Origin of the sequence: Bradyrhizobium sp. CSA112, assembly GCF_029051645.1 — a bacterium.
In the GTDB taxonomy this organism is placed as follows: Bacteria; Pseudomonadota; Alphaproteobacteria; order Rhizobiales; family Xanthobacteraceae; genus Bradyrhizobium.
Map to the genome: position 1 here is coordinate 320,622 of NZ_JAACFS010000003.1, position 14,377 is coordinate 334,998.

Annotated in this window: 14 protein-coding genes; 9 read left to right on the forward strand and 5 right to left on the reverse strand. The window is 60.7% G+C overall.

Annotated features, from left to right (window positions below; translation table 11 throughout):
• Positions 1-3: 3 nt before the first annotated feature.
• Together GWE18_RS09015 and GWE18_RS09020 are read right to left on the reverse strand one after the other, a co-directional pair.
• Positions 4-528: a TRAP transporter small permease gene (locus tag GWE18_RS09015; protein ID WP_275185402.1), complete on the reverse strand. Its 525-nt coding sequence runs from the start codon at positions 526-528 to the stop codon at positions 4-6.
• 6 nt (positions 529-534) lie between these two features.
• Positions 535-1,542, reverse strand: a complete 1,008-nt coding sequence (locus tag GWE18_RS09020) for a TRAP transporter substrate-binding protein (protein ID WP_275185403.1) — start codon at positions 1,540-1,542, stop codon at positions 535-537.
• A gap of 192 nt (positions 1,543-1,734) precedes the next feature.
• On the opposite strand from GWE18_RS09020, the gene GWE18_RS09025 reads away from it, so the two are divergent.
• Complete coding sequence (locus GWE18_RS09025) at positions 1,735-2,409, forward strand: FCD domain-containing protein (protein ID WP_275185404.1); 675 nt, start codon at positions 1,735-1,737, stop codon at positions 2,407-2,409.
• 129 nt (positions 2,410-2,538) lie between these two features.
• On the opposite strand, the gene GWE18_RS09030 is transcribed toward GWE18_RS09025, so the two are convergent.
• On the reverse strand, positions 2,539-3,732 hold the full coding sequence (locus tag GWE18_RS09030) for a CoA transferase (protein ID WP_275185405.1): 1,194 nt from the start codon (positions 3,730-3,732) through the stop codon (positions 2,539-2,541).
• 744 nt (positions 3,733-4,476) lie between these two features.
• Between GWE18_RS09030 and GWE18_RS09035 the strand changes: the two genes are divergently transcribed.
• Together GWE18_RS09035 and asnB are read left to right on the forward strand one after the other, a co-directional pair.
• Positions 4,477-6,030: an oligosaccharide flippase family protein gene (locus tag GWE18_RS09035; RefSeq protein WP_275185406.1), complete on the forward strand. Its 1,554-nt coding sequence runs from the start codon at positions 4,477-4,479 to the stop codon at positions 6,028-6,030.
• Between the two features lie 3 nt (positions 6,031-6,033).
• Positions 6,034-7,872, forward strand: a complete 1,839-nt coding sequence (gene asnB, locus GWE18_RS09040) for an asparagine synthase (glutamine-hydrolyzing) (protein WP_275185407.1) — start codon at positions 6,034-6,036, stop codon at positions 7,870-7,872.
• Between the two features lie 75 nt (positions 7,873-7,947).
• On the opposite strand, the gene GWE18_RS09045 is transcribed toward asnB, so the two are convergent.
• Positions 7,948-8,151, reverse strand: a complete 204-nt coding sequence (locus GWE18_RS09045) for a hypothetical protein (protein WP_275185408.1) — start codon at positions 8,149-8,151, stop codon at positions 7,948-7,950.
• Here GWE18_RS09045 and GWE18_RS09050 point away from each other — a divergent pair.
• The 6 genes from GWE18_RS09050 to GWE18_RS09075 are packed head-to-tail and all read left to right on the forward strand — an operon-like array spanning position 8,128 to position 13,400.
• Positions 8,128-8,964, forward strand: a complete 837-nt coding sequence (locus GWE18_RS09050) for a glycosyltransferase (RefSeq protein ID WP_275185409.1) — start codon at positions 8,128-8,130, stop codon at positions 8,962-8,964. The genes GWE18_RS09045 and GWE18_RS09050 overlap by 24 nt on opposite strands.
• A gap of 55 nt (positions 8,965-9,019) precedes the next feature.
• Positions 9,020-9,859 carry a methyltransferase domain-containing protein gene (locus tag GWE18_RS09055; RefSeq protein ID WP_275185410.1) on the forward strand — a complete coding sequence of 280 codons (840 nt, stop codon included), beginning with the start codon at positions 9,020-9,022 and terminating at the stop codon, positions 9,857-9,859.
• A 47-nt stretch (positions 9,860-9,906) separates the two neighbouring features.
• Positions 9,907-10,425: a DapH/DapD/GlmU-related protein gene (locus tag GWE18_RS09060; RefSeq protein ID WP_275185411.1), complete on the forward strand. Its 519-nt coding sequence runs from the start codon at positions 9,907-9,909 to the stop codon at positions 10,423-10,425.
• On the forward strand, positions 10,415-11,272 hold the full coding sequence (locus GWE18_RS09065; protein ID WP_275185412.1) for a class I SAM-dependent methyltransferase: 858 nt from the start codon (positions 10,415-10,417) through the stop codon (positions 11,270-11,272). The genes GWE18_RS09060 and GWE18_RS09065 overlap by 11 nt, the downstream gene beginning before the upstream one ends.
• Positions 11,273-11,274: 2 nt before the next feature.
• A complete protein-coding gene (locus GWE18_RS09070) occupies positions 11,275-12,198 on the forward strand; it encodes an NAD-dependent epimerase/dehydratase family protein (protein WP_275185600.1) in 924 nt (307 codons plus the stop codon).
• On the forward strand, positions 12,174-13,400 hold the full coding sequence (locus tag GWE18_RS09075; protein ID WP_275185413.1) for a glycosyltransferase family 1 protein: 1,227 nt from the start codon (positions 12,174-12,176) through the stop codon (positions 13,398-13,400). Before GWE18_RS09070 ends, GWE18_RS09075 begins: the two co-directional genes overlap by 25 nt.
• Here GWE18_RS09075 and GWE18_RS09080 read toward each other — a convergent pair.
• On the reverse strand, positions 13,381-14,247 hold the full coding sequence (locus GWE18_RS09080; protein WP_275185414.1) for an epimerase: 867 nt from the start codon (positions 14,245-14,247) through the stop codon (positions 13,381-13,383). The two genes, GWE18_RS09075 and GWE18_RS09080, sit on opposite strands and share 20 nt — an antisense overlap.
• Between the last annotated feature and the right edge of the window lie 130 nt (positions 14,248-14,377).

Here is a 14,377-nt window from a genome sequence, read left to right on the forward strand (position 1 = left end):
TGATCAGGTATGCTCATCGCTTTCCTTCACCAGGATCAGGTCCTCCTCGGACGCCGATCCGCTCAACACCCGCACCAGATCGACGATCAGGATCACTGCCGCCGAAACGCCGAACACGAGCCCGGAGGAATAGAAGAACAGCCCGACCGAAATGCCTGAGGCGGGCGCGCTGTCGCCGAGGGTCAGTACCGCCTGCTTCCAGCTTCCGAGCGTCAGCAGTGCGTCCACATAGAGCATCAGGAGATAGCTCAGCACGAAGCAGGCGAGCTTGCCGCGCGGCGGCAGCGCGCGAACGAGCGCGTCGACGCCGAGATGGGCATGCTGGCGCAGCGCCACGATGGCGCCGAGGAAGGTCAGCCAGACCAATAGCCAGCGCGACAGTTCTTCAGAGGTCGCGATCCCTGAATTGAAGAGATAGCGCAGCACGACGTTGGTGAAGACCAGCACGACCATCGCCGCAAGGCAGATCGCGATCGCGCCCCTGAGCAGCCGGCAGTAGAGGTCGATCAGCCGCTCGATCGCGCCCATGGTGGCTTACTTGGCGCTGCGGATGCGCGCCAGCTCACTCGTAAAGAGCTTTACGCGCGCCGGGTCATATTCGGCCGAGAATTTTTCGACGACAGGTTTGGTCGCGTCTTGCATGCGGGCGTAGTCGGCCGGCGCGATCTCGTTGAACTTCATGCCCTTGGCCTTCAGTTCGTCCAGCGCCTTGTCCGCGGCGAGCTTGGTCTGGTCGCGCTGGTACTCGCGTGTCTCGGCAAAGCTGTCGCGCAGCATTTTCTGTTCCTCCGCCGACAGGCCGTCCCAGAACTTCTTGCTGACGATGATGACGTTCTGGGTGAAGGTGTGGTTGGTGGCCGAGACGTATTTCTGCACCTCGTAGAACTTGTTGGACAGGATGACGCTGTAGGGATTTTCCTGGCCGTCGACGGTCTTGTTTTCCAGCGCGGTGTACAATTCGCCGAACGCCATCGGCACCGGGTTCGCCTTCAGCACCTTGAAGGTCTCGAGATAGACCGGGTTCGGGATCACGCGCAGCTTGAGGCCGGAAAAATCTTCCACCTTCGCAATCGGGCGGCTGCTGTTGGTGGCGTTGCGAAAGCCTAGCCCCCAGTAGCCGAGACCGATCAGCTCCTTCTCGGGGAGCAAATCCAGCATGGCCTTTCCGAACGCACCCTGCGCCAGCGCCTCCGCCTGCTCGAACGTGCTGACGGTGAAGGGGAAGTCGAACAGGCCGAGATCCTTGACGACGCCGGCGAGCGATGTCGTCGACGCCGAGAGGATTTCCTGCGTGCCACCGCGCACCGCCGACTGCTGCTGCATCTCGTTGCCGAGTTGCGAAGCCGGAAATTCGCGGATCTTCAGCTTGCCGCCGCTCTTGGCCGCCAGCACCTCGGCGAGCTTCTTCACGCCAAAGCTGATCGGGTGGTCGGCGTTGTTGAGATGGCCCCAGCGGATGGTGCGTTCCTGCACCTGGGCGGCAGCCGGTGTCCCCAAAAGCGCGCAAACGCTGACAGCAGCGCACAGCAATCCGATCCGCATGGCGGTTTCTCCCCGTTGGTTCGCGATCTTCTGGATGTCGCGGTGAAGGGAGTATTCATATGATAAAACCAAAGTCAAAATATAATTTTAGAATCATCATATGAAATAGACTATACAGGACGAATGGTGGCGCTTGAGCGGAATCGGCTAACATGGCACTTGCCGGTTGGCTGCCTGACGCATGGATTAGCAATGACACTGGTCGAGCGAACGGAAGAGCAGGAAGCAGTCGGCGATGACGGCTATCGCCGCATCCGCACCGACATTGTGTTCGGCCGGCTGCGCCCGGGGCAGAAGCTCAGGCTGGAAGGTCTCAAAGAGGACTATGGCGTCAGCGTCTCTACGCTGCGCGAAATCCTCAACCGGCTGGCAGCGGAGGGTTTTGTGCTGGCCGAGGGCAGGCGGGGTTTTGAGGTAGCGCCGATCTCGGCCGAGAACTTGCGGGAGCTTGCGGAGCTTCGGCTGCTGCTGGAGCAGCATGCAATGGGCGTATCGTTCGCCAATGCCGATGTCGAGTGGGAAGGGCGCGTGGTCTCCGCCCATCACAAGCTGGCGTCAACCGAGCGGCTGATGGAGACCGGCCTCGGCGAGCTCGAGCAGTGGAAGCGCTATGACGGCGAATTCCATCAGGCGCTGATCTCCAATTGCGGTTCGCGCATGCTGATGGTGACGCATGCCTTGGTGTTCGACAAATATTTCCGCTACCAGATGATAGCGTTCAGCTACCGCGGCAGCGAGCCCGCCGCCCAGCACGAGGCGCTGCTAGAGGCCGCGCTGAAGCGCGACGCCGCGACGGCGGCTGAAACGCTGCGCGCCCATGTGAGCAATTGCGTCGAGCACGCGCTTGCAACGGCGGCGCTGAAGTAAGGCGATCAACATCGTCATTGCGAGCGAAGCGAAGCAATCCATATGTCCGCTTGCGGCGCTAGCTTCGTCGCTTTCGCTCCCTAGCGCAAACGCTCCGCGTTTGTCGCAGGCAATGACGGAGGGCTGGGCTCACACCACCTTGCGCTGGCGCAATTCGGCGATCTCTTCCTTGCCGAAGCCGAATTCCGCGAGCACCTCTTCGGTCTGCTCGCCGAATTCCGGCGGCCGCGCGGCCATCTTGCTTGGCGTGCGCGACAGCGACACCGGCTGGCCGACGAGCTGGATGTGGCGGTTCTCGTCGTTCGGCACGTGCTGGGCGATGCCGAGGTGCTTGACCTGGGCGTCGTCGAACATCTGGTCGATCGAATAGATCGGGCCGCAGGGCACGCCGGCCTCGTTCAATTCCCTGACCCAGGTTTCCGTCGATTTCTTCTCGGTGAGCTTGCCGATCGCTGCGTTCAGTGCGTCGCGGTTCTTCGAGCGCGCAGGCGCGGTCGCGTAATCGGGATTGGTGACGAGCTCGGGCGCGCCGATCGCCTGCGCGCAGCGTTCCCAGATCCGCCCGCCGGTCGTGGCGATGTTGATATAGCCGTCGGAGGTCTTGAAGACGCCGGTCGGGATCGAGGTCGGATGGTTGTTGCCCGCCTGCTTGGCGACGTCCTTTTCCATCAGCCAGCGCGAGGCCTGGAAATCCAGCATGAAGATCTGCGCCTGCAACAGCGAGGTCTGCACCCATTGGCCCTCGCCGGAGACGTCGCGCTCAAGCAGCGCGGTGAGAATGCCAAGCGCACAGAACAGCCCGGCGGTGAGGTCGGCGACGGGGATGCCGACTCGCATTGGGCCCTGGCCGGGCGCGCCGGTGATCGACATCAGCCCGCCCATGCCTTGCGCGATCTGATCGAAGCCCGGCCGCTTGTGGTAGGGGCCGTCCTGGCCGAAGCCGGAGATGCTGCCATAGACGATGCGCGGGTTGACCTTGCGCAGGCTCTCATAGTCGATGCCGAGCTTTGCTTTCACGTCAGGGCGAAAATTTTCGACCACGACGTCGGCCTGTTCCGCCAGCCGCTTGAAAACTTCGAGGCCCTTGGGGTCCTTCAGGTTCAGCGTCATGGCCCGCTTGTTGCGGTGCAAATTCTGGAAGTCCGAGCCCTGGCGCGGGCCACCCGGCTGCTCGCCGCCACCGTCCTCCAGCAGCGCGTCGATCTTGATGACGTTGGCACCCCAGTCCGCCAGTTGCCGCACACAGGTGGGCCCGGAGCGAACGCGGGTCAGATCGAGCACGGTGAAACGGGACAGGGCTTGCGAAGCGCGTGGGAAAGGCATTGAGAAACCTTGTCTTTTTTGGATTTTCGCGGTGGGAAGAAGCAGCCCGGTCGGACTTAAACAAATCCGGCGCCGATTTCCAACTGCTTGTTCGGCATCCGACGGGCGGTCAGTCCCGTCCGGGTCCGGAGTGGGGCCCGGTGTGGGACCGGAAACGCGGTCCTGCAAGAGCCTACGCATCGAGCGACGTGGGCTTCCAGCCCATAGACTGGCGGAGCGCCATTTCAATGGCCTTCTTTTCGGCCACTCGATTATCCAATGGTAGCGCTCGATCATTGGACTGCGCCAAGGTCGGTTCATCGCGCCAGCTTTGGCCATCGGCACCCGGACGTGGGTTGGGAGAAATTGCGGGCCCGCCCGGCCGGACGAAGCCCATCCGCCTGTTGGAGAACCTTTGTCCGCGCTGCCTACTGCACGCCAGACCCACGGCGTGCATCACTGCCCAAGCGAGGCCGCTAAGCGGTTGCCGAGCCACCTTTCGGTCCAGTGGGTGCAGTTGAGATCAGTGACACAATCGCACGAGGCCTCGGGTGATCGGCCGCTCGTAAGAGCGGAATAAAAGCCTATCACGTATCCGACGATGCCCGCCGAGCTCCCGGTGACTATCGACATCCGCTGCTGTTACTGCTAGCCCGCTGACTCTAAATCGCCTTCTGATCGTACCGATCGGGTTGCTTCGTAAGGCGGGTACCGGCGGTCCAACTGACGAGCAATCGAAGCAATTCGTGGTAGCCAGAAGCTGATATGGCGCTGAGAAGACCTTCCACCGATTTGCTTGGTAACTCTGCCTGGAACGCGATCGCCTTTGTGGTGGCCGTGGCGCTCAATCTCGTTGTCCTGCCGTTCGTGGTCTTCCGCCTCGGCGTGGCCGCGTTCGGCGTTGCAGGTCTGGTTACGGCATGTGTTGCACCTGCGCTGGCATTCAGCAACGCGCTTGCATTGTCGACGACGCGAGAACTCGGCCAACGATTGGGCCCGTCGGAGCGTGCCGATGCGCGGGGCTTCTTCGCCACGGCACTGATGCTGGCGCTTGGCGCGGGCGGCTTGATCGTGATCTTTTTCGCTCTGGCCGGGGCGCCGCTGGCGCGCCTCGGATTCCACTTGAGCGGGCCGTCCGGCGATGATCTCGGATTAGCGTTTGCGATGGCCAGTGCCGGATGGCTGTGCCAATGCCTTTCCGCCGTGTTCCTGGCCCTGTTCACAGCACGTCAGGATTACCGGCGGGTTGCCTCGATCAGCATCATCAGCACCGTGGTCGCGACGGCGTCCATGCTGTTGTTCATTCCGCTCTGGCCCCAGGCCTCGACGTTTCTTGGCTGTCAGGCGCTGGGATATGCAACGAGCCTGCTTCTGGCTCTGGGTTTGTCTCGACACGTCATCGGCGATTGGCTGGCACGCCCGGCGATTCATCGTGGGGCTCTCGGTAAGCTGGTCAAGCTCGGCGGTTGGCAATTTGCCGCACAGGGCGGCGCGCTTATCGCCGGACAGGCGGACCGCTACTTGCTCGGAGCTTTGCTGCAGCCACAGTTCGTCGGGTTTTATACGATCGCGCAGCGGCTGGAAGAGGCGATGTATATCGGCGTTCTAAAGGTCGGCGAAATACTGTTCCCGTTCTTCAGCACCCTGCAAAAGGAGGCTGACGATCGCAAGGCCGATCTTTTGTTCCGCTCTTCCTGGATCCTCAACGTGCTCGCCGCAAGCGCGCTTGGCGGCTTGATCCCCGTCGCCGGCCCGCTGCTTCATCTATGGACCGGCGCCGAAGTGGCGGCCGAAGCCCAGAATGTGCTGGTGATACTGTCGATCGCCGGCATACTCGGATCGAGTACGAACGTCTTTGCATTCTATCTTCTGGCGCAGGGACGTTCGAACTCGAATGCCTTGATCTCCCTGCTTACGGGCGTGTTCACGCTGGCGACCAGTGCGATCGCGTTGCCGTATTTCGGATGGCAGGCGGCGGGATGGAGCGCGTGCTGCGGCATGATCGCCCAAATGGTCACCACCATGATCCTGCTGCGGCGGGGTTTCAGCCTCACCGGCATGTGGTCGCGTCTGGTCCACTTCGTATTGATGCCGCTTGGTGCCGGCATAGCGACGGCGCTGGCGTTGCGGTATGGCTTCCGCGTAGCGCAACTCGACCAGGCTCTTGGCTGGTGGTACGTGGTGGGCGTCTATTTGCTGGCGGCCGGTATCGTCTTCGTCGTCGCGGTCGCGGTTTCGCAGGTCGGCCCCTACGGGGCTGCCTGCTGGCGTGATCTCCGCGTCATCGCCGGTCGTTTCCTGCCGCTTAAGGCGATCTGAGAAATGTGCGGAATAGCAGGTATCATGAATCTCCGCGGGCACGCGGTCGACCCGGCGGAAATCTCGCGGCTGACGAACCTGGTCGCGCATCGCGGACCCTTCGGCGAGGGAATCTGGTTCAGTGAAAACCGGGACCTGGCGTTTGGTCACCGCAGGCTCGCGATTATCGATCCCGGGGAGGGCGGCTATCAGCCGATGGCTTCCGCCGACGGCCGCCATGTGATCGTGTACAACGGCGAAATCTACAACTTCCTCGAGCTGCGGCGCGAACTCGAGGCGCAGGGCGCGATCTTTCGCAGTCAGTCCGACACGGAGGTCATTTTGGCCGCCTGGCGAGTCTGGCAAGAAGGCATGCTGACGCGCTTCAATGGAATGTGGGCGCTGGCGATCTTCGATACGCAAACCGAAGAGTTGTTTCTGGCGCGTGACCGCTTCGGCATCAAGCCGCTATTGTATGCGTTGACACCGGAGCGCTTTGTCTTTGCATCCGAGCAGCGCGCATTGGTCCGGAGCGGCCTGATCAACGTGTCGCCGGATATCGATGTGGCGCGACGGCTCATGCTCGATGCCTTCGGGATCGAGGGAAGCGAGCGGACCCTTTGCCGGGAGGTGCGCCGCCTGCAGGGCGGTCATTGCATGTGGTTGCGTCGGGGAAGGGTGGAAATCCGGCGCTGGTGGAAGACGGTGGATCATCTGCCGGCGATCCCGGACACCGAGGCCGAACGCGTGGAGCGTTTTCGAGAACTTTTCCAAGATGCCGTCGCGCTTCGGATGCGCAGCGACGTGCCGATCGGGACCTGTCTGTCGGGCGGGTTCGATTCGTCGGCCGTGATCTGCACCATGGCGGCGCACGAAAAGGCCGGCATGGGTCCGCGGGACAGCAGCTCCTGGCGCCACGCCTTTGTGGCGACGTTTCCCGGTGCCTCCAACGATGAGCGGCCGATGGCCGAGGAGGCCGCGGCCTGGGCGGATGTTGCGCCGACATTCCTCGAGATCGGCCGCGCCGATGCGTTGACGGAACTCGATCGAATTCTCGATGACAATGATGACGTCTATATCGGGCTTCCAAGCGCAGCCTGGTTGATCTATCGAGAACTCCGGCAGCACAACGTGACGGTGTCACTGGATGGCCACGGCGCGGACGAACTGATGGGGGCCTATCTCCAGGAGGGACAATCGGGAGCGTTCCGGTTGCGTAATGCGGCTGCCGCGCTTGGCTCGAACTCGGCACTGGCCAGGCGAGGCGTCGATCTACTTCGCGCGCTGATGATCAGGCGCCAGGGGCATTATTTTCTGCGCGGTGGTCTGCTCGATGTTCCGCCTCCACTGCCGCTGGTCAGCGACGACGACGTGTTGCCGCGTGAATGGGGCGCGTTGAACCGGCGCCTCTATCGCATGTTCCATGGCACTGTGTTGCCGACGATCCTGCGAAACTTCGATCGCTTGTCGATGGCTCACGGCGTCGAGGTCCGGATGCCGTTCATGGACTGGCGTCTGGTGACCTATACGATGGCGCTGCCGGAAAGCAGCAAGTCATCGAATGGATATTCCAAGGTCATCGCGCGGCAGGCCATGGCCAATTTGATGCCGGAATCCATTCGCATGGGACGCAGGAAGGTCGGTTTCAATTCGCCGATGCCAGAGTGGCTGAACGAGCCTCTTGCCGGCTGGACTGCCGGTCTGCTCGATCGAAAGGTGCCGGCGTTCGCCGAGCTGGTTGACGAAGAAAGCTTACGCCGGACGGTCAGCCATCTGACTTCCTCGAAGAAATGGGACTGGGAGACGGTCGGTCGGATCTGGCCGTATCTCAACATGAAATGGATGCTGGCAAGGTTTGCGTGAGCGATGCGCCTGTTTCAAAACAGCGGAATCTACCCGTCCTATCTCGTTCGCCTGAACCAGCTCGCGGCGAAAGCATCAAGCTTCGAAGCGCGGCGTCGCATCTTCCTGGATGACCGCTTCGGCGCGCTGCATTTTCTCAAGCCGGTGCTTGATGGAGTTCCCGAGGCGTTCTTCACCAATGGCGACGACGAAATCCTGCAGCGCCGTTGGGCGCGTGAGCAGGGGATTGCGGGCAAGCCGACGCTTGAAGCCATCTTGCTCGCCCAGATCGAGCATCACCGGACGGAAATTTTCTACAACCTCGATCCCGTGCGATATCCCAGTGCGTTCGTCGGCAAACTGCCCGGCTGCGTGAGGAAGACGTTTTGCTGGCGCGCTGCGCCGTCAGGAAATGCCGACCTGACCGCCTATGGCGCGGTGCTCGGAAACTTTCCGTCAATCCTCGAATCCTGGCGGCGCATGGGCTGTCGTGCCGAACTGTTCTTTCCCGCGCTGGACCCTGTCATGGACGAGTATGGTCACGGTGATCGGCCGATCGATGTGCTTTTTGTCGGCGGCTATTCGCGACACCATACAGCGCGCGCGAAGGTGCTCGAACAGGTGGCTAGCCTGGCCGGTAGCCGCCGTATTGTGTATTGCCTCGACGCTTCGCGGCTGACATTGCTCGCGGAAAGCGCGATCGGCGCCTGGCTGCCATTACGAAAGCACCGCCGTCCCGATGCCATCGCAGGGATCGCCAAGCCCCCGGTGTTCGGGAGAGAGCTTTACGAACTCATCGGTTCCTCAAAAATCGTACTCAACGGCGCCATCGACATGGCCGGCACGGATCGGGGAAACATGCGCTGCTTTGAGGCCATGGGGTGCGGCGCGTTGCTGGCGTCCGACGCTGGAGGCTATCCGGACGGAATGCAGCCGGGCGTGACTATCGAAACCTACGACTCGCCGGAGCAGGCCACTGAAATCATTTCAAGTTGCCTGCAACAATGGCCGGAATCGGCCGAAATGGCCGGGCGGGGCAGGAACCTGGTCTCGCAGGCCTACAGCAAGGCTTCTCAATGGAAGCACTTTGCCGATCTCGTCGCGCGGATTTAGCCGTGCTAGAGCGTTCACGGGGCGAATAGGTAGCGCGGGTGATCGGGCGTCGATGATGCGTACGGACAATCTGGTTCAAGGGGTGAAATGGCTGCTCGACGGGGCGGCTGTGCCGGTCTTCAAGATGCGGCCACGGCCCTTCAGTCCGGGTTACCAGACGGTGAAGCGCGGGATCATCATGTCAGCAATCGACAGTGGCCTGCTTCGCGACGGGAAAGACCTGCCGCCTTCCTATGGCGTCGCAATGGACGAAAGGGTGGTGGAGTATCCCTGGCTGTTTTCGCGGCTGACCCATGTCGGCAAGATGCTCGATGCCGGTTCGACTTTCAATCACGACTTTCTCCTGCAGCGGCCTCCGCTGCGGGGCGCCGACCTCACGATCATGACGCTGGCGCCGGAAAAGCGCTGCTATTGGCATGACGGCTATTCGTATGTGTTCGGCGATCTCAGAAATACAATATTTTCCGATCATGTATTCGACACGGTTGCCAGCATTTCGACGATCGAGCACATCGGCTTGGACAACACGATGCTCTACACCGGTAATCCGGAAGATGCGGAATCCGATGAAAATGGCTTCGTTCCGGCCGTGAAGGAATTCAAGCGCATTCTCAAGCCCGGCGGCAATTGCTTCATCTCGGTGCCATTCGGCAAACAGGACAATCTTGGCTGGTACCAGGTTTTCGACCTGGCCATGGTCGAGAAGATCGTAGAGACCTTTGGCCCGACGTCGCACCAGATCGACTATTTCGGCTACTCGCGCGACGGCTGGTCCCGGCAGACCGCCCATACGCTGGCCAACGCAACCGTCTATGATGTTCATACTGGCAAGGGATGGAGCGACGACCTGGCGGCATCCTCGCGCGCCGTGGCGTGCCTCCGGCTGACGGCATGAATGTCGATTACCTGATCCAGCGGCTTATGAGGCGCGCGACCTGCCGGTTGCAGCTCGATGCCGTGCTCGGCTCCAGTGCAAGGATCAGAAACATCCGGGGCGACGCCGACAAGATCGTTGTCGGCCGGCGCAGCCGCATCCTGGGCGAGCTTTTGACGTTCGCGCATGGCGGCGAGATCAAGATCGGCGAATGGTGCTATGTGGGAGAAGGGACCAGGATCTGGTCGGCCGCCTCCATCGTCATTGGAAATCGCGTTCTGATCTCGCACAATGCAAATATTTTTGACAACCTTACCCATCCGCTGGGAGCGGCGGCGCGACACCAGCAAATCAGGGAAATCTTCACCTGTGGCCATCCGCGCGAAATCTCGCTCGACGAGAGCCCGGTAAAGATTTGCGACGATGCCTGGATTGGTGCCGGTGCAATGGTCTTGCGTGGGGTCACAGTGGGCGAGGGCGGCGTTGTGGCCGCCGGCGCGGTCGTCACCAAGGATGTCCCGGCCTTTTCCATCGTTGCGGGAAATCCGGCCGTGTTCATCAGGGAGATCCCGCCCGATGAAAGGTGAACAAAAATTCACGACGTGGGAAGATGCCGTGATCTGGCTTCGCAACCAGCCGGACCGGCGCCAGCTGGTGCTCGACGCTTTCTATGATGATCCTCTGATCGCTGCCGCCGAGCGCTATTTTGCCAGTGCCGAATGGCAGGCGGTATCAAAGCTTCTTCGAGACCGCACCGGCAAGGCGCTTGACGTCGGTGCCGGGCGCGGAATTGCCACCTACGCGCTGGCGCGGAGCGGATTTGCGGTCACTGCGCTCGAGCCTGATCCCAGTGCCGTGGTCGGGACGGCGGCAATCCGGGGTCTCGCCGCAGAGGCTCGCCTGCCGATCAAGGTGGTTGAGGAATTCTCCGAGCGGCTGCCGTTCGCTGACGGCACATTCGATGTCGTGTTCGCGCGGGCGGTGCTGCACCATATGCGCGATCTCGACGACGCCTGCCGGGAAATGTTCCGCGTGCTTCGCCCCGGCGGAATGCTGATCGCCGCGCGCGAACACGTGATCAGCAAGAAAAGTGACCTCGGCGCATTCCTCGATCAGCATCCCCTGCATCACCTCTATGGCGGCGAGCATGCATTTCTTCTCGATCGATATATCGGCGCGCTCAGGGCTGCGGGATTTTCCGCGATCGAGGTGCTTACGCCGCTGAAGAGTCCGATCAATCTGTTTCCCTATACGATCGAGACGCTGCGAACGGCTGTCGTGGAAAGATTGACCAGCAAGATTCCGGTGAAGCCTCTGTGGCGCGCCGCGCTTGCTTCCAAGGGCGTTTTCATGTCGCTGCTTTCGATGGCAGAGCGCTTTGACCACCGGCCCGGCCGGCTCTATTCGTTTGTCTGTCACAAGGCTCAGCCATGAACATGTGGGTTACCGGCGCCAACGGCTTCATCGGCCGGCATCTCGTTCGGGTGCTGGCTGATCGAGGCACGCGCGTTCATGGCATCGGCCACGGCGCGATCGGAGACGCCGAAATGCATCGCATCGGCTTGGAGCATTGGTTGAACGGCGAGATCGACGCGGCCAATCTCAATGCGCTTGCGGAACGGTCCGGAATACCATCGACGATTTTTCATCTGGCCGGCGGATCTTCGGTCGGGTTGTCGATCGCTCAGCCGTTTGAGGACTTCTCGCGCACCGTTGCGAGCACGGCCCGATTGCTGGAGTGGCTCCGGGGTTCCGCCAGGGATTGTCGCTTGATCGTCGCGTCGAGCGCGGCGGTCTATGGCGCAGGTCATGAAGGCGCGATTGCCGAGGACGCCGAGCTGCTTCCGATGTCGCCCTATGGGCAGCACAAGCTCATGATGGAGCAACTGTGCCGCAGCTACGCCGTCACCTTCGGCTTGCGTAGTACGGTTATGCGGTTGTTCTCGGTTTACGGGCCATTCTTGCGCAAGCAGTTACCGTGGGATATTTGCTCTCGCCTGCACGCGGGTGAGCGGAACCTGGTGTTGGGTGGGACGGGCGCGGAGGTGCGTGACTGGACCGACGTCCGCGACGTCGTCCGGCTCCTTGCGGAAATTCGCGGTAGACCGCAGCAGGAGGCTTTTCACGTGATCAACGCCGGATCCGGGCTTGGAACGACGGTCGCGAAAGTTGCCGCGACAATCACCGAAAGTTGGGGCGGAGGAATCTCGGTAAAGTATTCCGGTAACGTTCGAGCCGGCGATCCGCCAAGTCTGCTGGCGGACAGCGCGAGGCTGCACGCTCTACCCTTTGACTGGAAGATCCCGGTTGAACAGGGCTTTGCGGAGTATGTTTCGTGGTTCAAGGATCAGATCCGGTGAACTTGGGTGCACCGCTGCGCCTCGCATTCACGCATATCCCCCGCCGGCTTTGGGCCGGGGGCTATAACTATCAAAGCAATCTCTTTGCGGCGCTAAGCAAGTTCCACCCTGGCGAATTCACTCCCGTCCTGTTCGCCGGGACAGGTAGCGACGATGCCGATCTTGCTCCGCTTGCGGCGATACCCGGCGTGGAGGTTGTGCGGTCGCCGGCCTTCGAGCGCCGCGCCGGTTTGGTTGCAGCGCTTGCGCTGGGACTGGACCGTGAGGCGGCGGCAGAATTCCGGACGCAGGGCATCGATGCCGTCTTTGAATCCGCACGTTTTTTTGGTTGGCGTCTGCCCTATCCCACGGTGGCCTGGTTTCCCGATTTTCAGCATCGACGGTTGCCTCAGCTTTTTCCGGCGGCGTCGCGGTGCCGTCGCGAGGCCGGTTTCCGCATTCAGATCGCCTCCAGGCGGACCGTCATGCTGAGCAGCGAAAGCGCGCATCGTGACTTCAGGAAATTCTATCCCGGAGCCAAGAATGAGGTCTGTGTGGTTCGTTTCGCGACTCAGCCATCGCCGGCGCTCTTGACCGCAAATCCGGCTGAGGTAATTGCACAATACCAGTTGCCCGAAAAATACTTCTACCTGCCAAATCAATTCTACAGGCACAAGAACCACCAAGTGGTCATCGATGCACTGACCATCCTGGCGCAACGTGGGCTCGATATCGTCGTGTGCGCGTCAGGCAGCACCGAAGATCCACGAGAGCGCGGATACTTCGATCGTGTAATGACCGAGGTCCGAAGTCACGGCCTTGAGAAGTCTTTTCGTCATCTGGGAATGATTCCGCCGTCTCAGGTATACGCGCTGTTGCGGAACTCCGTTGCCTTGATAAATCCATCTCGATTCGAGGGATGGAGCACAACGGTCGAAGAGGCTAAATCGTTCGGTGTTCCATTGATTTTGTCTGATCTCGACGTGCACCGCGAGCAGACCGACGGTGCGGCGCGCTATTTCGGAATCGACGATCCCGTCACCCTGGCCGATCACCTCATAGGCGCGTCGCAGGATTCCCAAGCCTCAGTCGTTCGTAACGTCGTCCCGCATCAGGAGTACCGGGTCGCAGCATTTGCGGCGGATTTTGCCAACACAATTCATCGAGCCATGCTGAAAAGTTCGCTGCAGGATCGGGGCAGTCTTAGTCAAAAACTGGATTGAACATTCTTGGATTCCAACCGAAATCCTCTCGCGCGGGGGTGGAATCGAAGGCCATATCTTTCATCATTCGTGTGCCCATAGCCGCATTTGTGCCGGGAAAAAGTGGTTTCGCAACGATAAAGGCCGCCTGCCACCAAAAAGGCGATATTGAAATAGTACGCCGCGGTACGTGCAGCCCATCAAAAATTCGGCCGATCATTTCGCGGTACGTAAGGGTTTCACCACCAGGCAAGGAATAGATCTTTCTGGCTGCGGCCAGACTGGATGCGGCGGAAATAGCTCCGATCGCTAGATCCTCCGCGTGCACCGGTTGTCGCAAGCCCGGCCCTCCGCCGACAATAGGCATAAAGCCAAATCTGCGGATAAGCTTGGATAACGGCGTAATATTGCGATCTCGACCTTCTGCGTAAATCAGCGTCGGGCGCAATATCGTCCAAGCAATGTTGCTTTGATCGCAAAGTGCGGCAATTTCTCGCTCTGCCTCAACGAGTTTCTTCAACGTCTCTCGCTCCGAGACGATTTCGCTATTAATTTTCGTTATGACGCTGGTCGAACTGAAGACAACGACACGCTTCAATGAGGGATTGAAAAGATACGGAAGCGCCGTCGGCAACAGGACCGCACTTGCGGTGCAGTATAGTGTTGCAAATGGGGGAAGGCGGAATGCCTCAGGATTCTCAAGGTCCCCTTGAAACCAGTCGATGCCAGCTCTGGTTTGCCGGGACCTGGAGAGAGCAAGCGGTCGCTGTCCGCCTCGGATGAGGTGCTCAACGATATAACCACCAGTAACCCCGGAGGCGCCTATCACCAGGGTCTTCGCCTGTTCCGAATCTCTTTTTGCGTCCACCTGGTCTACTCGCTCTCGAATCCCAAAAGGATTGAGCACAGGGTAAGTTCTCACATTCATAAAGGATCAGTGCCAGTATTCAAGACGGTGCAAATTGGCCGGAGTCCTTTCTTCAAAGCCGCAGAAAGGA